This window comes from Pseudomonas sp. NPDC090592 (assembly GCF_044769185.1).
In the GTDB taxonomy this organism is placed as follows: domain Bacteria; phylum Pseudomonadota; class Gammaproteobacteria; order Pseudomonadales; family Pseudomonadaceae; genus Aquipseudomonas.
The window spans coordinates 1-20,262 of record NZ_JBIVXJ010000004.1 but is presented as its reverse complement, the minus strand read 5'-3'; the positions used below and the strand labels follow the sequence as shown (position 1 = coordinate 20,262).

The following is a 20,262-nucleotide window of genomic DNA, read 5'->3' as shown; positions in this document are numbered from 1 at the left end:
CTTCGCGGGCACGCCCGCTCCCACAGGGAATGCGGTGCGCCCGGCAAGTTCTCTGCGCGACAGTGCAGCCCAATGGGCTGGGCAATCTTCCACAAGAGCTGCCGCATGTAAGCCCGCCACAGGTACGCGGTGCGCTCAGCGACTCCAGGGGTACTGCAACTCCCACTGCCACGCATGCCGCACAATCTGCTCCAGCGAAACAAACTCCGGCCGCCAGCCCAGTACGCTCAATGCCTTGCTGGCATCCGCCACCAGCCGGGGCGGGTCACCGGCGCGACGTGGCGCATCGAGTACGCGGATTTCCCGGCCAGTTACGGCACGCGCAGTATCGATCACCTGCTGCACTGAAAACCCATGGCCATTACCCAGGTTGAACGCCGTACGCTCACCGCCCGCCAGCAGATAATCCACCGCCAGCGCATGCGCCGCCGCCAGGTCGGCCACATGCACGTAATCACGAATACAGGTGCCATCCGGCGTGTCGTAGTCCCGGCCGAACACTGTCACCGCCTCGCGACGCCCTGAGGCAGCCTGCAGGATCAACGGGATCAGGTGGGTTTCCGGCTCGTGGCGCTCGCCCAGTTGGCCTTCCGGGTCGGCGCCTGCCGCATTGAAATAGCGCAGGCAAACCGATTTCAAGCCATAGGCGCGGTCGAAGTCCTCAAGGATCTGCTCGACCATCCATTTGCTCAGCCCATACGGGTTGATTGGCCCCTTGGCATGCGCTTCATCGATGGGTACATAAAGCGGGTTACCGTAAACGGCCGCACTGGAAGAAAACACCAGATGCCTGATGCCTGCATTCACCATGGCCTGCAGCAGGCTGAGGGTGGCGGCGACATTGTTCTGGTAGTACTTGCCAGGCGCGCTGACTGACTCACCTACCTGGATGAACGAGGCAAAATGGAACACGGCATCGAAGCGGCACACGCCAAACAACACATCCAGTGCGGCCTCGTCGGCGATGTCCAGCCTGGCCCATTGAACGCCAGGTGCAGGTTCAACCAGGTCGGCCACCACCACCTCGTGGCCTGCAGCGAGCAAGTGCTTGACCATGTGCGAGCCGATGTAGCCGGCGCCACCGACAACCAGGAACTTCATCCGCACCTCCTGTGACCTGCTGTTTTACAGACGCAGTGAACCGTCCCTGAAAAGTACAGGTGAGTTGGCCAGCTACAGGTGACTTGAGCGTAGATGGCCAGATGCCCTATTTCAAGAACAGCCAGTTGGACATGTAGTTGCTGTCGAACGTAATGACGTACTGCCCGTCTTTGTACGTTGCCGGCAGCGGCTTGAGTTGTGCCTGTGCATCCCGGGCGAACAGTTTCAGCCCCGCGGGCGCCTTGACGGTGAGGCTGCCTTCGAGCGGTTCGACGTTGAACGGTGTCTTGTCATCGGCTTTGGGCAAGGCGCGGGTGCCCAGCGACAGCAGCAGCTGCCGTGACTGGCCCAGCGGTTTACCGTCCAGGCTTTGGACTGCAACGCTGGCGTAAGGCGTTTTTGTCTGCACCTGGATGGCGCCAAGGGTGATCACACGGCCTCCCAGCCAGCCCGTGGCAGCCTGGGTCAGCGCTGTGTCGATGGTGTAGATGCCTTGTTGCCAGTTGCGCTTGAGTTCGCCGGTGTCGGTCACCGATTCGGTAGCATCAGCGGCCAGCAATGATTGCCCCGGGTCTTGGAGCACTTGTGCGCCTGTGGGAATGGCGGCCGGTTTCAGCCACGGCAATTCCGGGGTTTGCGGCAGGGCGATCTGCAGCTGGCCCTTCTCCATGGCGGTGCGCAACAAAACCGAATTTCCCGGGGTTATCTCCTGGTTGTACAGGGTGGCGGGTGTCGGTGCGAACACGTAATGGGTGGTGGCAGGCTTCACATCGGCACGCCGGTAGAGCAGGGCGGCTGCCGGCAAGGTGGCGATCATCGCCGGGTCGTTGTAGGCGTGCCAGTTATCCGCCGTGCGCCAGCCCGGGTTGAAGCCTTGCTGGCTGTAGGCATATTGCATCAGCGCGTCCCAGCCCTGGTGGCTGGCAGTACCGGCCACGTACAGCGGCAGCGAATGGCGGTCGGGCAGCGGGAACGGCTCGGCGTTCCATTCGGTGACGGTGAGCGGTTTGCCGACCACCTGGGCAGCGGCGATCCAGTCGATCATGCCGTCGCTGGTCAGCGGGTTCTTTTCCAGCTGGCCAATGGCGCCGTAGCTGTGGGCATCGACGACATCGCCTACGGTCAGCGCGGGCAGTGCACTCAGGCCATTGCCACCCCACGTACTGGTGGTGGCGATCGGTACTTTCACGCCCAGGCCGTGCAGGTGGGCGATCATGTCGGCGTTGAAGCGCTGCTCCAGTTCGTTGAGCCACAGCTTCGAGGGGCCGTGCTCCCAGGCGCGCCAGGTCTGGTCGACGGGCAGGTTGTATTGCCTGGCGAACGCTTTGGCCGCTGCCATGTAGCGTTCGCTGTGGCGTGGCACATCCTTGTTCGGCATCAAGGCATTGCCGTAGTGCTGGGTGAGGTCGTTTTCGTTGGTGATCAGCACCGCGGCGATGGCCGGGTCGTCCTTGTAGGCAAGGCCCGTGTATTCGTTCACATGGGTCAGGTATTGCTCGGCAAAGCGTTTCATCGCCCGTTGAATGCTGGTGTTCACATAGGCGTAGCCCTTCAAGTCGACGCGCTCATCTTTTTTCGGCAGTTCATCGAAATCATCAATCTTGTCGTTGGCAGTGAGTGCGCGTTGCACGTGCATGTCCAGCCAGATATAGATGCCTTCGTCCTTGAGCGCCTTGATCCACAGGTCGAGCTTGCGTAGCGACTCGGCGCTGAGCTGCTGGGTATCGCGCACCAGGGTGCCATCGCCAAACACGTTCGGGCTGACCCAGGGCGAATCGTGGTGGTGCAGGCGCACCAGGTTGAAGCCCAGCGCCGACAGGCGCTTGGCCTGTTGGCGGATTTCCTCATCGGGGCTCTTGAACAGCGCATAGGCAGACAGGTTGGTGCCCCAGAAACGCACCGGCGTGTTGTCTTCGAACATCAGTTGTTCGCCCACTGCCTTGACGAAGCCGCGCTTGCCGGCCGGTTTTTCCGCCGCGTTGAGGAACGACAGGTCCACTGGCGAGGTGCGCCAGTCAAGTTGATCGTCGGGCCAGCTGGCGGGGTCAGCCAGGCCAAAGCGCTCGGTAGGGGTGGGGCCCAGGTCGATGTCGCCGGTAATGTTCAGCACCGCCTTGATCTGCTGCCGGCCAGCGCTGATCGGGTCTTGGTAGAAAAAAGCGCGCAGCTCGGATGGGTTGCCGCGCTCGAAGTACACCTTGGCCAGTGGTGGGTCGAAGCGCATTTCTATGCGTCTGCCCTGGTCAGGCTTGCCCCATGACCAGCCACGGTTGTCGGGCAGCAAGATCGGGGCGCCCATCTCTCCGGCGATTTGCACCGGGTCGAACTGGAACACCATGCCGCCACCCATTACGCCGCTCTGGCGGCTATGCGCGTCAAGGTCGAAGGCCCAGCTCAGGGTTTGCGGCTGTTGCTTGCGAATGTCTGCCGTAAGGTCGAAATCCAGCTCCTTGTTCTTGCCCTGCAAGGTGTAGTGGTAGGGGCCGTTGACCTTGAAGTCCGTGTAGAAGCCGGTCCAGCTCCAGTTGGCCGCCCAGAAGTCGAACTTGGCCTTCATCACCGGCCCGCCGCCGCGGGTCACCGTGGGCAAGCCATTCTGTTCCTCGACGCTGACCTGCCAGTCCGATGACCAGCCGGCCAAGGGCAGCACCGCCAGGCCAGCCATGACCGAAACCCGTACAAAGGCAAACACATTCATGGGCATTACCTGGGTTGAAGGCCGGGGTCGGCCAGCTCGGGTGCCGGGCTGTTGTGAAAACGGCGGACCATCTGGATGTAGGCCACGCCCAGCCCGCCGATTGACCAGTACACCACCGGGATGAAGGTGATGCTGCTGACGGTGAAGATGATGACCAGAATGCCGATCAATGTTGCCAGCAACACCCGCCCCAGCTGCCTTCGCTCGTCATCCTTGTCGGCAAAGCTGCGCATGGCCTTGCGGATGCCCCACAGCACCACGGCGAAGAACGCCACGAACAGGCCAAGCCCGACCAGGCCGACCCGCAGTGCCAGGTTGATGTAGGTGTTGACGATGTCGATGATGCCTTCGCCCTGGATCATCGACTGCATTTCCGGGGTGTTGCGGAAGTCGAACGAGCCAAACAGCGGGTTGCGCTGGATGACGATCCACGAGTTGTCCATCAGCCGCTCGCGGTAGGTGATGTTTTCTTTTTCCAGGTTGCCAATGAACGGCAACAGGTCCAGCACCTTTTCGCCGCCGGGTACGATGGTCAGCAAGGGCAGGGCGAGCATGCCGGCAGCTGCCAGCAGCGTCAGGCGCCTGACGGCCCCTTTGCCCAAGGCGATGAATACCACCACGATCACCACCACGCCTATCCACGGGCCGCGAGACAACGGCGCGAACAACCCGGCGGCCAGCAACAGGGCGCCCATCGCCCGGTGCAAGGGGCGCTGCACATAACCCTGGACGAACAGGAACAGGCCGATGGCCACGCTCATCACATACCCCAAGGCAATGGCTTGCCCGGTAGTGGCGCTGGCACGCAGCGCGCCACCCCGGCTCAGGTAACCGGACATGCTCCAGGGCACGCCCATGGCATCCACCAGGGCGCTGTACAGCAGCCAGTGGCGCACGTACTCGGCCACGGCGATCAGTGCCAGCACGAAAGAGGCAAGCACGAAGGCCAGCAACGCATCCTTGAAGTCGCTGACCTGGCGCAGCCCACGGCTGGCAACGTAGTACGGCAGGAACACATCGACAAACAGGTACAGCGCCTGGCGCAGGGTATCTGTAAGGGTGGTTTCGCGCAGGTACAGCACGCTCATCAGCAGCAAGCCGGCCGCCAGCAATTTGTCGGGCCAGGTGCGCCCGAAGCGCAGGGTGTCGCCTTGCCGGCGCAGCTCCAGCGCTGCCGGCAACAGCACACACAGGGTCAGCAGGCGGATGTGGTTGAGGTCGACCAGGTAGTTGACCACGCCGAACCCGGGCACCTGCACCGAGGCCGGCGGAATCAGGAACAGCAGCATGTAGAACAGCGCCATGGGGTTGTGTTCGCGGCGCGCGGCAATCAACAGGATCACGGCACCCGCGCCCAGGTACAGCCAGAAGCTGTGCGAGACGAAGGCCAGCACGGTAAGCAGGAACCACAAGTTGCGCCGGCGCTTGAAGTCACCGAGCGGTATCAGGTCGGTGGCAGGGCGCCGCGCCAGCAGGAAGACCACGCTCGCCAAAAACAGAATGACGATCAACGCACGAAAATGTTCAGGCATCGGCTATGTACACCTTTCCCTCGGTGGGCAACGGCTAGCATCGTGGCTAATTGAAACTATAGTGACTTTTAGCCAATCAGTCAGAGATTGAAGTCATGCCGTCGATTGATGTGTCAGCTGCCGCAAGCTTGCGCAAGCGAGCCATGAGAGCCGGGTCATGGAACCTGGTCTCCCAGGTGGCTTCACAGGTCATGCGCCTTGGCGGCAACCTGATCATGGCCCGTTTGCTGCTGCCGGAAATGTTCGGGGTGATGGTCATTGCCACCACGGTCTCGGTACTCCTGCATTTGTTGTCGGACGTAGGGCTGCGGCAGAACATCATCCAGAGCCATCGAGGTGACGACCCGGACTTTCTCAATACCGCATGGACCGTGCAGATCATTCGCGGCTTCTTGTTGTTTGGCCTGACCCTGCTGCTGGCCTTGTTTGCCTGGGTGGCGCAGCTGGAGGAGTTGTGGCCGGCGGATTCCACGTATGCCGCGCCCGTGTTGCCGATGGTGCTGGCAATTACCGGGCTGTCGGCAGTCATCTGGGGCTTCCAGTCCACCAAGATAGACGTGGCTGTGCGCACTTTCCAACAAAAGCGCGTGGTGCTGGTCGACCTGGCGTCACAAGCGGCCGGCCTGGTGGTGATGCTGGTTCTGGGCTTGCTGACCCATTCGATATGGGCGTTGGTGGTTGCCGGGCTGGTTTCTGCCGTTGCCTGGACGGTACTGGGCCATACCGCTCTGGAGGGGCCGAATAACCACCTGCGCTGGGACCGTACCGCGCTTACCGAACTGATTGTGTTCGGCCGCTGGATCCTGTTGTCGTCGATGGTGGGGGTGCTGGCCATGTACGGTGACCGCATCCTGTTCGGTGCCAGTATGTCGGCGGCGCAACTGGGGGTGTACTCGATTGCAGTGCTGATCCTGGGTGCGGTGCAGACGGCACTGATGAAAATTGTCGGGGCGGTCGCGCTGCCCGCCTTCAGCGAAGCGGCCCGGGCCGATGACAAGGAGCGCCTGAAAGCGCTGTATCACCGTTTCCGCCTGCTGGTCGACCTGCTGGTGCTGTTCATCTGCGGCGGTTTTCTAACTGCCAGCCCACTGCTGATCGGCTGGATGTACGACGATCGCTACAGTGAAGCAGGGCCGATGCTGGCAATTCTCTCGCTGTCCTTCATCGTATTGCGCTATACCTTGGCACATCAGGTGTGGATTGCCCTGGGCCTGACCAAGTACCAGGCCATGGATAACATCATCCGCCTGGTCTCGCTGTGGGCGTTGCTGCCGCTGTTGCAGGCGATCGGTGGTGTGGAATGGGCGATCTGGGGGGTTGCCTTGCATACCGTACCAACGCTGGTGCTGGTTGTGTACGTGAATTGCAAGCTGGGAATCTTCAGCCTCAAACGTGAACTGGTGGTACTGCCGATGCTGCTGGTCGGGGCGCTGTGCGGGGCGTTGCTGACGGCCTTTTTCAACTGGTTGTGATGCAGCGTGCTGGGTGTAACTTACATGAGTACAGGTCACGGGATCATGGGGAAGTTTACTTTTTGTAGTGCGCAGTTGGGGCGTAGGGGTTTTCTCCAGAGTTGTGTCTTGCTGGGCGTTGGTGGCGCCGTGTTCGGCACTCGTGCAACCGTAGCCGGCAAAGCTGTCGAACAGTCGGGGTTCGTGGTCATCAACGGCTGGGTATTGCCGTCCCGTTACTTCCGGAACGAGCAAGCATGATCAAGGACTTCGAGCAGCAGAAGGCGCTGCGTGATCATTACGATTTCTGCATCATTGGTGCCGGCCCGGCAGGTATCACCCTGGGCCTGCGGCTGGCTGCGGCTGGCTGGAGCGTGTTGCTCGCCGAAGGCGGCGGGCGTGAGTATGCGCCGCACTCGCAAGGCTTGTATGCATGCACCTCCACAGGCCTTGAGTTGTATGCCGAAGAAACCCGCCTGCGCTACCTGGGTGGTACGTCCAACCATTGGGCGGGCCGTTGCCGCCCGTTCACCCCTTCGGACTTTTCCATCGCACCGCCTGGCGAGCTGCCTGGGTGGCCGATTCCCTATTCGGAGATAGAGGGCTACCTGCCTGCGGCCATGGATATCGTCGACCTGCCGCCAGGTTCGGATTTTCATGCGATGAATACCGGCCTCAATGGCGGCGATTTCGAGCCCGATCGCTTTCTGCTTAGCCCACCCACGCGCTTTGCGCAGAAATACGCCACGGCGCTCGAGCAGACCAAAGGCCTGGACGTGTTCATCAACTGCAATTGCGTGGACCTGGAATTCGACAAGGCCTCCGGCCACCTTGCGGCAGTGGTGCTGTCCGATTACCAGCGCAACCGGCAGCGCCTGGTGGCCAGCCACTTCATCCTGGCCACGGGCGCCATCGAAAATGCCCGGCAACTGTTGAACAGTGAAACCCTGGTGGCAGCGGGCGTGATCAACAAGGATGGGCTGGTTGGCGGGTGCTTCATGGAGCACCTGAACATTGACCTGGGCACCTTCATCCTCAAGTCCGGGCAAGACCCGGAGCCGCGCCAGTACTACACCACCGATGCCTTTGTCGACGAGTACAAAGCCGGTAAAGGCAACGTCACCGCCGCCTTGCTGGCCGATGTGCAAACCTATGGGCGTACTGCCGAGGTCAAGCATTTTCTCGAAAACCTTGCCTGTGACTGGGGTTTCGCCAGCAAGGTGTCGTTCGTCGCCAAGTTCAGCTGCCCGGGTGACGGGGTGATCAGCACCATGATCGAGCAGTTCCCCAACCTGCACAGCCGGATTTCGCTGCTGAACGAGAAGGATGCACTGGGCATGGCCAAGGTCAATGTCAACTGGGCGCTGAGCGCCGATGACCGGCATACCATCAAGTGCATCGGCACCGAACTGGCCAAGCAGTTCGCCGATATGGACCTGGGCTTCGTCAAGCTCAACGACTTTGTCTACGACACTTCAGTACCACTGAAGATGGCACCGCATGCCCACCACATGGGCACCACGCGCATGGCCGCTTCGCCGCAATTCGGTGTGGTGGATGCCAACTGCAAGGTGTTTGGTACCGAAAACCTGTACGTCGCCGGCAGCAGTATCTTTGCCAAGGGCGGCGCCTCCAACCCGACCATGCCGCTGCTGCAGTTTGCCGTGCGCCTGGCCGATCACCTCAATGCCAGGATGACGGCGGCCAGGGGCGCCGTGGCGTGATGCATGTTGTACATGGGTTGAGAGCGCTGCGGTCAGCAACCAGAAGAACGAGACCGGAACGCCTCAGGGACACTCCAGAAGGTTTTGATCGCGAGGCCAGGCAGTATGAAGGGATGGATACGCAAGGCAGTGGCGCATTTTGCCCATGCAACCGGGCGGGGAGGCACGTTCTACAGGCGGTTCTGCAGGCCTTCGGGGCTTGAATGGGGCGCCTACCTGGCCCGTTGGGGCAACTTTCACTCGGTCGGCACTAATTTCTTTGTCAACACAGGCTGCAAGTTCCTTGACCCGTCGCTGGTGCGCATTGGTAACAGTGTGGGCCTGTCCGACTGCACGTTGATCGGTCATGACGGGGTGGTATTGCTGATCGAGCATCGCTTCGGCAAGCACCTGGATTCGGTCGGCTTTATCGATATCAAGGACAACTGCTTCATCGGCCACGGAGCCATCATCATGCCCCGTGTGACCATCGGCCCGGAGTCGATCGTGGCTGCAGGCGCGGTGGTGACCAAGGATGTGCCACCGGGCACCGTGTATGGGGGCAATCCGGCCGTGTTCATCTGCACCACCGAGCAATTGATCAAGCGGGTAGAGGAGCGCTGCGAAGCCTACCCCTGGATCGACCTGGTCAAGCAGCGCAATGGCGCCTACGACCCGCAAGTGGAGCCGCAGTTGATGGCGCAAAGGCGCCAGTACTTCTTCGGGGACAGCAAAAATGGCTAGCAAACCTGTGGATGTCATGGTGGTGAACTTCAATACCGCCGGGCTGCTGCAGCCGATGTTCGATGCGCTGCGCCGCGCCGACAGCGAGCGCCTGGCCAGTTACCTGGTGGTAGACAACGCATCGCGCGATGACTCGGTGCAGCGTATGGCCCAGGTGTGCCCCGAGGCACTGCTGCTGAGCAACAAGCAGAACGTGGGGTTCGGCCGGGCCAACAACCAGTTGCTGGCGCACCTGAAGGGCAAGTACGCCTTGCTGCTCAATACCGATGCCTTCGTCGCCGCCGACTCCCTGCAGAAAACCCTCGACTACATGGAGGCCCATCCAGATTGCGGTGTGCTGGGGGTGCGCCTGGAGGGGCGCGACGGTGATCTGCAACCCAGCTGCCGCTATTTCCCCACGCCACTCAATGTTTTTGTCGGGCGTACCGGGCTGGGGCGGTTCTTCCCGGGGTTGAAGATGGTCGACGAAATGAACTGGGACCACGCGTCGGTGCGCGAGTGTGACTGGCTGCCCGGCTGCTTCTACCTGGTGCGCCGCGAAGTGCTCGACAAAGTGGGGCTGTTCGACCCGCGCTACTTCCTTTATTACGAAGAGGTGGACCACTGTAAACGGGTGAAGGAGGCGGGCTGGAAAGTGGTGTTCTACCCGCATACCACGGTGGTGCACATCGGCGGCGAAAGTTCTAAGTCGGTGGCCGAGCTGGAAGCGGCAAGCCGGCAGATCTCGGCGTACCAGATCGAAAGCGAGCTGTTGTACTTCCGCAAGCATCATGGGGTGGCAGGGCTGGCCCTGCACATGCTGCTGGTCACCCTGGGTGACCTGGTGCTGGCACTCAAGGCGCTGTTGAAACGACGCGGCCGGGGCGCGATACAGGCCTGCTGGCGTCATTGCCAGGCGACCTGGTCATTGTTGTTCAAGACCCGGTACGCCAGCCAACCGACAAGGTAGGTGGAGCCATGTTCGAGAATATTCGTGCTGACCTGCGGGCCCATGGCGGTGACTGGGGGGCGCAGGGCTTCTGGGTACTGCTGGTGTATCGCTTTGGTCGCTGGCGCTATACCGTGCGCCCGGCGCTGCTGCGCAAGCTGTGCTCGTTGGTCTACAAGGTGCTGTTCAAATTCGTGCAGATCATCACCGGCATCGAGTTGCCGTGCGAAGTGGTGATCGGGCGCAACTTTGTCATCGATCATTTTGGCGGCATCGTCATCAGTGGCTATGCCCGGTTCGGTGACGACTGCCGAATCCGCAACGGTGTGGTGGTGGGCTTGAAGAACGTCAACGAGCCAATAGCCCCGGTGTTCGGCGATAACGTGGATATCGGCACCGGCGCCAAGGTGCTGGGCAGCATTCGCATTGGCAACAACGTGATCATCGGCGCCAATGCGGTGGTGCTGGTGGATGTGCCGGACAACTCGCTGGCGGTAGGGGTACCGGCCACCATCAAGACCAGGCTGCCGGCTGCCACGGCGCCTGTCGAGCGAACGCCATGACGACAGGCATCGGCGTGGTGGTCATCGGCCGCAACGAAGGCGCGCGGCTGGAGCGCTGCCTGCGTTCGCTGGTGCACGGGGCGGGCAAGGTCGTGTACGTCGACTCGGGCTCCACCGACGGGTCGCCGCAGCTGGCGCGCAGCCTGGGGGTGGAAGTGCTTGCGCTGGACATGCGGGTGCCCTTTACCGCCGCACGCGCCCGCAACGAAGGCTTTAGCGCCTTGCAACAGCTATTGCCGTCGATGCAGTGGGTGCAATTCGTCGATGGCGATTGCGAAGTGGATGCCCACTGGTTGGCCACGGCGCAGGCATTTCTCCACCAGCACCCCGAAGTGGCGGTGGTGTGTGGCCGTCGGCGTGAGCGCTTCCCGGAACACTCGGTGTACAACCTGTTATGCGACTTGGAATGGGACACCCCGGTCGGCGAGGCCAAAGCCTGTGGCGGCGATGCGCTGATGCGTGCAGATGCCTTTGCCGCCGTTGGCGGCTTTCGCGCCGAGCTGATCGCTGGCGAGGAGCCTGAACTGTGCGTGCGCTTGCGGGCCAAGGGTTGGAAGGTCTGGCGCCTGGCTGCCGAGATGACCTTGCACGACGCGGCCATGACCCGTTTCAGCCAGTGGTGGCGGCGTAGCCTGCGTGCCGGCCATGCCTATGCCGAAGGCGCCTATCTGCATGGCCAGCCGCCTGAACAACACTGGCTGCGTGAGTCGCGCCGGGCCTGGCTGTGGGGCCTGGGCATCCCCCTGGTGATCGTGCTGGCCTGCCTGTTGCTGGGTGGTTGGGGCTTGCTGTTGCTGTTGATCTACCCGTTGCAGGCTGTGCGGCTGGCGCGCCGCGGCGGTAAATCGGCACGCGAGAACTGGCTGCAGGCGGTGTTTCTGGTATTGGGCAAGTTTCCGGAAATGCTCGGCCAACTGAAATTCCTGCGCCACCGCTTCGCGGCTGGCAAATCGGCTTTGATCGAGTACAAGTGAGAGAGACCCATGATGCTCGGCACCCTCGTGAAAAGCGTATTCACCTTGCAACCGGGTTACTCGTTGCGGGCGTTGAACAACAAGTACAAGTTGGCGCGGCACATTGCCAGGCAATGGCCCGAGCTGAATGGTTTCATGCAGCGCATGACAGCAGCGTTGGGCCCGCAAGGGCTGCAGCGGCTGGGCGTGGATTGCATCGGCATGGTGCAGTGGCCTTACCTCAGCAAATGCTGGGAGGCCCCACAGCGCCTGGAGGTGGTGGCTTCGCACTTTGAAGTGCTGGCCGGGGAATTTCCGGCGCTGTTGCTGCTGGGACGGGACGAAAGCCTGACGCTGTGCGACCTGGCCAGCCATTCGCCGGGCTGCCGCCTGGTACTGGACCGCCCGATCTGGTTCAAGCGTGAAGGTGAACTGGTCCTGAACCTGTTCCAGGGCGACCTGCGTGTGGCGTCGTTGGCGTTTACCCTGTGCCGCGACCAGGGTGAGCTGCTGATGTTCATCGGTGCCGTGCAGGGCATTCACAAGGGTATCGACAGCGAAACCTCGCTTGCCATCTACCGTGACCTGACCAAGGACTTCGAGGGGCTGCGCCCGCGCAGCCTGCTGCTCGAAGCATTGAAGTGCCTGGCGCGCACCTTGGGTGTTGTGCGCCTGTACGCCGTCAGCGATGCCTGTCGGCACCACCGCCACGCGTATTTCGGCAGCGACAAGGCCCAGGACCTGGCGGCCAACTACGACGTCATCTGGCAGGAAAACGGCGCTACTGCGTCGAACCGCGAGGACTTCTTGGTCATCCCGTTGGCACCGGCCCAACGCGCCGAACAGGACATTCCGGCGAAAAAACGCGCAATGTACCGCCGTCGCCAGGCGCTGCTGGACGATGTTTTTATGCGCTTGCAGGCCGCATTACCGGGCAGCGGTCACAACCTTGGACTACAAGGAAAACAGGGGGATGCATTTGCTGTGAGTGCATCGGCAGTAGACAGACCACCCGTAGTCGACAGCCTGAAGTGAAGGTTGTCAGGGGCGGCCGGTCATCAAGCGGGTTGGGATCTGAATTCGTATGCGCATTGCTTACTTCATCAATCAATACCCGAAAGTCAGCCACAGTTTCATCCGCCGCGAGATCCTGGCGCTGGAGCGGCTGGGCGTAGAGGTGCAACGCATTGCCCTGCGGGGGTGGGATGCCGAGTTGCAGGACGCCGAGGATGCGGCCGAGCGGGGCAAGACCCGCTATGTGCTGCAGGCAGGCGTGAAGGGCTTGCTGAGGCCCACGTTGCAGGTACTGCGTGCACAGCCCGGGCGGTTCTTGCAGACCTTGTGGCTGGCCATGCGCCTTGGCATGCGTGCCGACCGCGCCTGGCCCTACCACCTGGTCTACCTCGCCGAAGCGTGCCAGGTGCTTCAGTGGCTTCAGGCCAGTGAAGCAAGACACGTGCATGCTCATTTCGGTACCAATTCCACCGAGGTGGTAATGCTGGCCAACCGGCTGGGCGGACCTGCCTACAGTTTTACCGTGCATGGGCCGGAAGAGTTCGACAAACCGCAGTTCTTGCACATGGGCGAAAAGGTACGGCGCGCCGCCTTTGTAGCAGCGGTCAGTTCTTACGGGCGTAGCCAGCTGTTCCGCTGGGTGGCGCACGAGCACTGGGCCAAAGTGAAGGTGGTGCATTGTGGCCTTGAGCGGGGCTTCCATGAGGTGGCGCCAGTCGATGTGCCGTCAACGCCACGGTTGGTGTGCGTCGGGCGCCTGTGTGAGCAGAAAGGCCAGTTGCTGCTGCTTGAGGCGGCACGCCAGCTTGCTGCAAAGTCGATCGAATTCGAGTTGGTGCTGGCCGGTGACGGCGAGATGCGCCAGCAGGTCGAGGCCTTGGTTGCCCGGCACGGCTTGCAGCAGCACGTGCGGATCACTGGCTGGATCAGCAGCGCACGGGTGCGCGAGGAAATCCTGGCCGCCCGCGCGCTGGTATTGCCCAGCTTTGCCGAAGGCTTGCCGGTGGTGATCATGGAGGCCATGGCTCTGCGCCGGCCGGTACTCACCACCTTCGTAGCGGGTATCCCCGAGCTGGTGCGCCCGGGCGAGAACGGCTGGCTGTTCCCCGCGGGTGCTGTGGACGAACTGGCCGCAGCCATGGCCGACTGCCTGGCGCAACCCGCCGACGTGCTGCAGCGCATGGGCGAGGCGGCCTACCAGCGGGTATTGCAACGGCATGACATCGACACTGAGGCGGCCAGGCTGGCCGGCTATTTCAAGGCATCCGCATGATGAGTGTACTGGGTTGGTTGCTGGGCCTGCTGGCGGTGTCCGCCTTGGTGCCGGTGTCGGTGTTTTTCGTGCAGATGCTCATGGCATGCCTGCCGCCGCGCTCGCGGCCCCTGGGCAATGGCACGCGCCCGCGCGTTGCGGTGCTGGTGCCCGCGCATGATGAGGCGGCAATCATCCGCACGACGCTGGCAAGCATTACCCCGCAATTGCAGGAAGGCGACCGCTTGCTGGTGGTGGCCGACAACTGCTCTGACGAAACGGCCCGCCTGGCCCGCGAGGCGGGTGCGGAAGTGGTGGAGCGCTTTGATACCGTGCGGCGTGGTAAAGGTTATGCCCTGGACTTTGGCGTACGCCACTTGGCTGGCCAGCCACCTGAAGTGGTGATTGTGGTGGATGCCGACTGCCAGGTAGGCGAGGGCGCAATTGAATGCCTGGCGCGCCGTTGCAAGCAGGCGCAACGCCCGATACAGGCGCTGTACCTGATGCGCGCTGCCCCGGGCAGCGAGCTGAAAGTACAGGTGGCCGAGTTTGCCTGGCGGGTAAAAAACCTGGTGCGTCCGCGCGGCTGGGCGCGCCTTGGCCTGCCGTGCCAGTTGATGGGGGCCGGGATGGCATTCGGTTGGCACGACCTGGCCTTGATCAACCTGGCCAACGGGCACTTGGTGGAAGACGTGAAACTGGGCCTGGACCTGTGCCAGCACGGCAAGCCGCCGCTGTTTTGCCCTGAGGCGCTGGTCACCAGCCAGTTTCCCGCCAGCCAGCAAGGCCTGAACAGCCAGCGCACTCGCTGGGAGCATGGCCACCTGGGGTTGATGCTGGCCGATGCACCCAAGCGTGCGCTGGCAGCCATCAAGCAAGGCAATGGCAGCCTGCTGGCCATGACCCTGGACTTGTTGGTGCCACCCTTGGCGCTGCTGGTGCTGACGTTGCTCGGGCTCAACGTGTTGGCCTGGCTTGCGTATCTGCTGCTGGGGATTGCCGCGCCTGCGTGGATTGCCCTGGCGGCGTTGGCCATGCTCGGCGTTGCGGTGTTGCTGGCGTGGGCACGTTTCTGCCGGGAGCTGATACCGTTTTCGGTGCTGCTGTACGCGCCTTTCTACGCTGCCAGGAAAATCCCCTTGTACCTGGGGTTTCTGATCAAGCGCCAGGTTGAATGGGTGCGCTCCAAACGGGATGACGACTGATGGCTGCATGGCAATGGCAGAAACGCTGGCAAGGCATCATCAACGGGCTCGAGGTAGTGCCTGACAGCAGCGCGGCGCAGCGCCTGCTCGACCGGCTGGCTGCCCCGCAGTGCGCAACCGTGCTGGGGTTCGTCAATGCCCATGCGATGAACCTGGTGGTGCGCGACGCAGCGTACTGCCAGGCGTTGTCGGCGGCCGACGTGCTGCTGCGCGACGGCTCCGGCATGGCGATCCTGTATCGGCGCATGGGGCTGGAGCCCGGGCTGAACATGAACGGCACCGACTTTATTCCCAGCCTCATGGCGGCGTATCGCGGGCGCCGGGTAGCGTTCTGGGGCACGCAGCAGCCGTACCTGAACCAGGCTGTGCAACGCTGTGAAGCACTGTTTGGCGTATTACCGGTTTCGGTTCACGATGGCTTTGCCAGCGTCGACACCTACCTGAAGTTGGCCAAGGAGCACCAACCAGAGTTGATCGTGCTGGGCATGGGCATGCCCAAGCAGGAGGCGGTAGCGGCCAGGCTGGCAGCGGTGGGCGGACCATGCCTGATCGTGTGTGGCGGGGCAATCCTGGACTTTCTCGGTGGCAAGGTAAGCCGGGCACCGCATTGGTTACGGCGACTGGGTGGCGAATGGGCCTACCGGCTGTTGCGCGAGCCAAAACGTTTGTTCATGCGTTATGTGGTGGGCAACCCACTGTTTTTGTTGCGCACGCTGCTGTACGGCAGGGCCGTCGATTCGGCCAGAGGGGCTGGATGAATCGGCCAGAATCCGCCTTGATGGCGGGTGGCTGCTACAGTGAGATCAGTGGCTTGGGGGCTGCACGATCCTGCTTCGGTGGCGTTACATAAGCCGTTTTCAAGACTTGCTGTTTGATGGAAGGCACTTGCTACGCTCACATAGATGAGGTCTGAAATGGTTTTCGAACCCAGAAGCAGTCGTTCCTTACTCCAGAGAAGAAGTAGCGTAAGTAACGCCATCCAGGCAGGGCTTGATGGTATTGCGGTCACCGGTATTGCCTGGTATCTCATCTATGATCAGTTCGGTTACATAACCTCCGATTATGTAATCATGCTGCTGTTGCTGATTGGTGCATTGGCGGTCATTTACGACCATTATGCTATCTACCGCACTAACGTAGGCCTTTCGATCAAGGCCTTCCGCCTGTTCAAAGCGTGGTCGGCAACGTTCTGCTTCCTTGTGGTCATGGCTTTTTTGACCAAGCAGAGCGAAACCTATTCACGGCTATTGGTCGTGCAGCTGTTCATCATTGGTTACATTGCCCAGTTGTTCCTGCACTTTGCTGTTCGTGAATTGCAAAAGCGCTTTACCGCCCATGCACGCCTGGACAATGCGCTGATTATCGGCGACGGCGACCTGGCCAATTTCCTTTATCAGAAAATCAGCAACAACCCCTGGTTTGGCGAGCGGGTTCTGGGGTGCGTGCTGCTTGACAAGGGCGCCGGGCAGGGGCGTGACAACGCTGAAGGCAAGCAGCGTCTACCCGTGCTGGGGCACATTGCAGACCTGGATGAAATCGTTGCCCAGCATGGCATACGCACCGTCTACCTGGTCACGCCGCTAGGCGGCTCCGAGGTCATCAACGATGTGTACTTCAAGCTGCTCGACAAGTGCATAGCCGTGAACTGGGTGCCGGATATCTTCTCGTTGCGCCTGATCAACCATAGCGTCAGGGAAATTGCCGGCATCCCGGTACTTACGTTGTCGGAGACACCGCTGACGGGCATGAGCCTGTTCCTGAAAAACCTCGAGGACCGGGTGTTGGCGGCGCTCATTCTATTGTGCGCGTCACCCGTATTACTCGGCGTTGCCCTGGCTATCAAGTTGACCAGCCCCGGGCCTGTGTTCTTCCGCCAGGAGCGCACGGGCTGGACCGGCGAATCGTTCCGTATCTGGAAGTTCAGAAGCATGCATGTTCACCAGCCGGATAATGGGGTGGTGAAACAGGCGCAGAAGAATGACCCGCGGCTGACCCGGATTGGCGCGTTCATCCGCCGCACCAGCCTGGATGAGCTGCCACAGTTGTTCAACGTGCTGACCGGGGAAATGTCGCTGGTCGGGCCGCGCCCGCATGCGCTGCAGCACGACACCTTGTATTCGCAGGACATCGTTGACTACTTTGCCCGCCACAACATCAAGCCGGGCATGACCGGCCTGGCGCAGGTGCGTGGCTTCAGGGGCGAGACCAAGGATATCGAACAGATGATCCAGCGGGTGGACTCGGACATCGAGTACATCAACAACTGGTCGTTATGGCTGGACTTCGTGATCCTGGTGCGCACGCTGAACGCGTTTACCGGCAAGCAGGCGTATTAACAGTTCGAAAGCGCGCCACGGACCCTGTGGGAGCGGGCGCGCCCGCGAAACAAGCAACGCGGTGGATGGCACCGGCTAAGCCGGTGTTCGCGGGCTCGCCCGCTCCCACAGGACCGCGATCAGCAGTAGGAGATTGGTCATTCCTTGTTTAGCGGATGCAACTCCCTGAACCCGCGCGCTTCCTCCACCAGCCAGTCATGTACCGCCCGTGCCCCCGGCTGGTTCAACCCGCCAGGCGGGTAATGCACCATGTAGCGTTTGTGGTTGGCAATCGGCACGCCGAACGGCACGATCAGGGCGCCGCGTTCCAGTTCGTCATTCAGCAGTGTGCGCCGGGCAATCGCCACACCGATACCGGCAATGGCTGCCTCGATCGTGAGGTGATTACGGTTGAAGGTGTGCCCGCGCCGCACATCCAGGCCGGCGGCACCAATGCCCTCCAGGTAGAACTCCCATTCGGCATACTCCGAGCTGCCACGCCAGGCGGTGATGTCGTGCAGCAGCGGGTAGTGTGCAAGGTCTGCCGGCCCATGCAGCGGCGGGCGCCCGCGTAGCAGGGAGGGTGAACACACCGGGAAGATCTGCTCGTCCAGCAGCGGTGTCGAGAGCATGCCGGGGTAGCTGCCATCGTTCAGGTCGATAGCCAGGTCGAAGTCGCCCAAGGTCAATGCCTGGGCGCTGTCCTCGGCCACCAGGCGCAATTCGATGTCGGGGTAGCGCTGCTGAAAACGCGGCAGGCGGGGGGTGAGCCATTTAGCCAGGAATGACGGGATCGAACGCACCCGCAAGGTACCGCGGATTTCACCGGCGTCCAGGCGCAGCAGTTCCGCCTCGATGCTGCCGTAGGCGTCGGTCACCGTCTGGGCCAGGCGTTGCCCTTCGGCGCTAAGCTCCACCCCGCGCGCCCGGCGCAGGAAAAGCCGGTAACCCAGGCGTTCTTCCAGTTGGCGCATCTGCTGGCTGACCGCGCCCGGGGTGATGTACAGCTCTTCGGCGCAGCGGGTAAAGGACAGGTGTCGGGCAGCGCAGGCGAATACATGTAGCCAGACGAACAGCTGGCCATTGAGTTGTCGTCGCATCGTTTAGTACCACTAAAGCCTTGCTTAGAAAGTTTCGTTGGTCATCCGTGAGCCATGGCGTCAGTATCGCGCAATATCACAATACCACTCAATTTCTTCAGATAACCGTGCTTTGGATTCATTTCAGGGGACGGTCAGGCATTAGTATGGCTATCAGTGTTTTCGACCTCTTCAAAATCGGCATCGGACCGTCCAGCTCCCACACTGTAGGCCCGATGCGGGCCGCAGCGACCTTTGCCCAGGCCTTGCGTGAGCAGGGGCTGCTGGCTCGGGTGATGCGTGTCGAAGTGCGCTTGTATGGCTCGCTGTCGGCCACCGGCGTTGGCCATGCCACCGACCGCGCCTGCCTGCTGGGCCTGATGGGCCAGTGGCCGGACAGGATCGACCCGGCCACCATCGAGTCGCGTATCGGCCAGGTGCTGCAAGAGCATTGCCTGATGCTGGACGGCAGCCACCCGCTGGCTTTCGACTATGGCCGTGACATGCTGTTGCTCGACGAAAACCTGCCGTACCACCCCAATGCCATGAGCCTGGAAGCCATGGACGGGCAGGGCAGCCTGCTGTGTCAAACCTACTATTCGGTGGGTGGCGGCTTCATCGTCGAGCAGGCCGAAATCGATGCCCCGGCCACCGAAGGCGGCGCAGTGGTGCTGCCCTATGAGTTCGACAGTGGTGCCCAGTTGCTGGCCTTGTGCAAAACCCACGGTTTGAGCGTGGCGCAACTGATGATGGCCAACGAGTGTGCATGGCGCCCGGAAGCCGAGGTGCGTGAAGGGCTGCTGCGTATCTGGGCGGCCATGCGTGAGTGCGTTGACAACGGGCTGCGCAACGAAGGCATCTTGCCTGGCGGGCTGCACGTCAAGCGCCGTGCGGCGCGCCTGCACCGCAGCCTGCAGGAACTGGGCAAGCCTAACGTGATCGGCTCTACCCTCAGCGCCATGGAGTGGGTCAACCTGTTCGCCCTGGCGGTCAATGAAGAAAACGCCGCCGGCGGGCGCATGGTTACCGCGCCTACCAATGGTGCGGCCGGTATCATCCCGGCTGTGTTGCACTACTACATGAAGTTCAACCCTGCCGCCAGCGACGCCGACGTCGTGGACTTCCTGCTGGCCGCAGCAGCGGTGGGCATCCTGTGCAAGAAGAACGCGTCGATTTCCGGTGCTGAAGTCGGCTGCCAGGGCGAAGTGGGTTCTGCCTGTTCGATGGCCGCTGCCGGCCTTGCACAGGTGCTGAGCGCTACGCCGCCGCAACTGGAAAACGCAGCCGAAATTGCCTTGGAACACAACCTGGGGCTGACCTGCGACCCGGTTGGCGGCCTGGTTCAGGTGCCGTGCATCGAGCGCAATGCAATTGCTGCAGTGAAGGCGATCAACGCTGTGCAAATGGCGTTGCGCGGGGATGGTGAGCACTTCATCTCGCTCGACCGGGTGATCCGCACCATGCGTGATACCGGGGCGGACATGCATGCCAACTACAAGGAAACCTCGCGTGGCGGCCTGGCCGTAGCTTTCGTCGAGTGCTGAGTCCTGACGCGGTCAACTGTAGGAGATTGCCCAGCCCATTGGGCTGCGCTGTCGCGCAGAGAATTGATGCCGGGCTCAGCGCGTACCCTGTGGGAGCGGGCGTGCCCGCGAAGAATCCAACGCGGTGCATGGCACCGGCTGCGCCGGTGTTCGCGGGCTTGCCCGCTCCCACAGGGTCCC

Annotated in this window: 16 protein-coding genes; 12 read left to right on the top strand and 4 right to left on the bottom strand. The window is 61.9% G+C overall.

All coding sequences use genetic code 11. From position 1 onward, the window contains the following. Positions 1-135: 135 nt before the first annotated feature. The 3 genes from galE to ACIQUI_RS04280 form a co-directional block, all read right to left on the bottom strand. Positions 136-1,101, bottom strand: a complete 966-nt coding sequence (gene galE / locus ACIQUI_RS04290; RefSeq protein WP_403195212.1) for a UDP-glucose 4-epimerase GalE — start codon at positions 1,099-1,101, stop codon at positions 136-138. Positions 1,102-1,207: 106 nt separating this feature from the next. Then, on the bottom strand, positions 1,208-3,799 hold the full coding sequence (locus ACIQUI_RS04285) for a glycosyl hydrolase family 5 (RefSeq protein ID WP_403195211.1): 2,592 nt from the start codon (positions 3,797-3,799) through the stop codon (positions 1,208-1,210). Positions 3,800-3,804: 5 nt separating this feature from the next. Continuing rightward, positions 3,805-5,331, bottom strand: a complete 1,527-nt coding sequence (locus ACIQUI_RS04280; protein ID WP_403195210.1) for an O-antigen ligase family protein — start codon at positions 5,329-5,331, stop codon at positions 3,805-3,807. A gap of 95 nt (positions 5,332-5,426) precedes the next feature. Between ACIQUI_RS04280 and ACIQUI_RS04275 the strand changes: the two genes are divergently transcribed. The 11 genes from ACIQUI_RS04275 (at position 5,427) to ACIQUI_RS04225 (ending at position 17,480) form a co-directional block, all read left to right on the top strand. Beyond that, a complete protein-coding gene (locus tag ACIQUI_RS04275) occupies positions 5,427-6,803 on the top strand; it encodes an oligosaccharide flippase family protein (protein ID WP_403195209.1) in 1,377 nt (458 codons plus the stop codon). A gap of 236 nt (positions 6,804-7,039) precedes the next feature. Further along, positions 7,040-8,506: an FAD-dependent oxidoreductase gene (locus ACIQUI_RS04270; protein ID WP_403195207.1), complete on the top strand. Its 1,467-nt coding sequence runs from the start codon at positions 7,040-7,042 to the stop codon at positions 8,504-8,506. 105 nt (positions 8,507-8,611) lie between these two features. Continuing rightward, entirely contained in the window at positions 8,612-9,229 is a 618-nt protein-coding gene (locus ACIQUI_RS04265) for an acyltransferase (RefSeq protein ID WP_403195205.1), read from the top strand. Beyond that, the gene (locus ACIQUI_RS04260) at positions 9,222-10,178 is read left to right on the top strand and encodes a glycosyltransferase family 2 protein (RefSeq protein ID WP_403195204.1); all 957 of its coding nucleotides are present in this window, start codon (positions 9,222-9,224) and stop codon (positions 10,176-10,178) included. Before ACIQUI_RS04265 ends, ACIQUI_RS04260 begins: the two co-directional genes overlap by 8 nt. Positions 10,179-10,186: 8 nt before the next feature. Continuing rightward, positions 10,187-10,720 (top strand): serine O-acetyltransferase, encoded by a 534-nt coding sequence (locus ACIQUI_RS04255; protein ID WP_403195203.1) that lies wholly within the window; start codon positions 10,187-10,189, stop codon positions 10,718-10,720. Beyond that, positions 10,717-11,694 carry a glycosyltransferase family 2 protein gene (locus tag ACIQUI_RS04250; protein ID WP_403195201.1) on the top strand — a complete coding sequence of 326 codons (978 nt, stop codon included), beginning with the start codon at positions 10,717-10,719 and terminating at the stop codon, positions 11,692-11,694. The genes ACIQUI_RS04255 and ACIQUI_RS04250 overlap by 4 nt, the downstream gene beginning before the upstream one ends. Positions 11,695-11,703: 9 nt before the next feature. Then, entirely contained in the window at positions 11,704-12,708 is a 1,005-nt protein-coding gene (locus ACIQUI_RS04245) for a VirK/YbjX family protein (RefSeq protein ID WP_403195199.1), read from the top strand. Between the two features lie 49 nt (positions 12,709-12,757). Then, complete coding sequence (locus ACIQUI_RS04240; protein WP_403195197.1) at positions 12,758-13,960, top strand: glycosyltransferase; 1,203 nt, start codon at positions 12,758-12,760, stop codon at positions 13,958-13,960. After that, the gene (locus ACIQUI_RS04235) at positions 13,957-15,144 is read left to right on the top strand and encodes a glycosyltransferase family 2 protein (RefSeq protein WP_403195195.1); all 1,188 of its coding nucleotides are present in this window, start codon (positions 13,957-13,959) and stop codon (positions 15,142-15,144) included. The genes ACIQUI_RS04240 and ACIQUI_RS04235 overlap by 4 nt, the downstream gene beginning before the upstream one ends. Beyond that, positions 15,144-15,902, top strand: a complete 759-nt coding sequence (locus ACIQUI_RS04230) for a WecB/TagA/CpsF family glycosyltransferase (protein WP_403195193.1) — start codon at positions 15,144-15,146, stop codon at positions 15,900-15,902. Before ACIQUI_RS04235 ends, ACIQUI_RS04230 begins: the two co-directional genes overlap by 1 nt. A gap of 156 nt (positions 15,903-16,058) precedes the next feature. Next, the gene (locus ACIQUI_RS04225; protein ID WP_403195191.1) at positions 16,059-17,480 is read left to right on the top strand and encodes an undecaprenyl-phosphate glucose phosphotransferase; all 1,422 of its coding nucleotides are present in this window, start codon (positions 16,059-16,061) and stop codon (positions 17,478-17,480) included. Between the two features lie 137 nt (positions 17,481-17,617). Here the strand turns inward: ACIQUI_RS04225 and ACIQUI_RS04220 are convergent, their stop codons facing one another. Beyond that, positions 17,618-18,559: a LysR substrate-binding domain-containing protein gene (locus tag ACIQUI_RS04220; protein ID WP_403195189.1), complete on the bottom strand. Its 942-nt coding sequence runs from the start codon at positions 18,557-18,559 to the stop codon at positions 17,618-17,620. 146 nt (positions 18,560-18,705) lie between these two features. Here ACIQUI_RS04220 and ACIQUI_RS04215 point away from each other — a divergent pair, with 146 nt between their 5' ends. Next, complete coding sequence (locus ACIQUI_RS04215; protein WP_391125811.1) at positions 18,706-20,082, top strand: L-serine ammonia-lyase; 1,377 nt, start codon at positions 18,706-18,708, stop codon at positions 20,080-20,082. Positions 20,083-20,262 lie beyond the last annotated feature (180 nt).

Coding starts and splice junctions, on each gene's coding strand:
- ACIQUI_RS04285 (WP_403195211.1), bottom strand. CDS start 3,799: ATGAATGTGTTTGCCTTTGTACGGGTTTCGGTCATGGCTGGCCTGGCG.
- galE (WP_403195212.1), bottom strand. CDS start 1,101: ATGAAGTTCCTGGTTGTCGGTGGCGCCGGCTACATCGGCTCGCACATG.
- ACIQUI_RS04280 (WP_403195210.1), bottom strand. CDS start 5,331: ATGCCTGAACATTTTCGTGCGTTGATCGTCATTCTGTTTTTGGCGAGC.
- ACIQUI_RS04250 (WP_403195201.1), top strand. CDS start 10,717: ATGACGACAGGCATCGGCGTGGTGGTCATCGGCCGCAACGAAGGCGCG.
- ACIQUI_RS04240 (WP_403195197.1), top strand. CDS start 12,758: ATGCGCATTGCTTACTTCATCAATCAATACCCGAAAGTCAGCCACAGT.
- ACIQUI_RS04260 (WP_403195204.1), top strand. CDS start 9,222: ATGGCTAGCAAACCTGTGGATGTCATGGTGGTGAACTTCAATACCGCC.
- ACIQUI_RS04265 (WP_403195205.1), top strand. CDS start 8,612: ATGAAGGGATGGATACGCAAGGCAGTGGCGCATTTTGCCCATGCAACC.
- ACIQUI_RS04215 (WP_391125811.1), top strand. CDS start 18,706: ATGGCTATCAGTGTTTTCGACCTCTTCAAAATCGGCATCGGACCGTCC.
- ACIQUI_RS04255 (WP_403195203.1), top strand. CDS start 10,187: ATGTTCGAGAATATTCGTGCTGACCTGCGGGCCCATGGCGGTGACTGG.
- ACIQUI_RS04235 (WP_403195195.1), top strand. CDS start 13,957: ATGATGAGTGTACTGGGTTGGTTGCTGGGCCTGCTGGCGGTGTCCGCC.
- ACIQUI_RS04275 (WP_403195209.1), top strand. CDS start 5,427: ATGCCGTCGATTGATGTGTCAGCTGCCGCAAGCTTGCGCAAGCGAGCC.
- ACIQUI_RS04270 (WP_403195207.1), top strand. CDS start 7,040: ATGATCAAGGACTTCGAGCAGCAGAAGGCGCTGCGTGATCATTACGAT.
- ACIQUI_RS04245 (WP_403195199.1), top strand. CDS start 11,704: ATGATGCTCGGCACCCTCGTGAAAAGCGTATTCACCTTGCAACCGGGT.
- ACIQUI_RS04225 (WP_403195191.1), top strand. CDS start 16,059: ATGGTTTTCGAACCCAGAAGCAGTCGTTCCTTACTCCAGAGAAGAAGT.
- ACIQUI_RS04220 (WP_403195189.1), bottom strand. CDS start 18,559: ATGCGACGACAACTCAATGGCCAGCTGTTCGTCTGGCTACATGTATTC.
- ACIQUI_RS04230 (WP_403195193.1), top strand. CDS start 15,144: ATGGCTGCATGGCAATGGCAGAAACGCTGGCAAGGCATCATCAACGGG.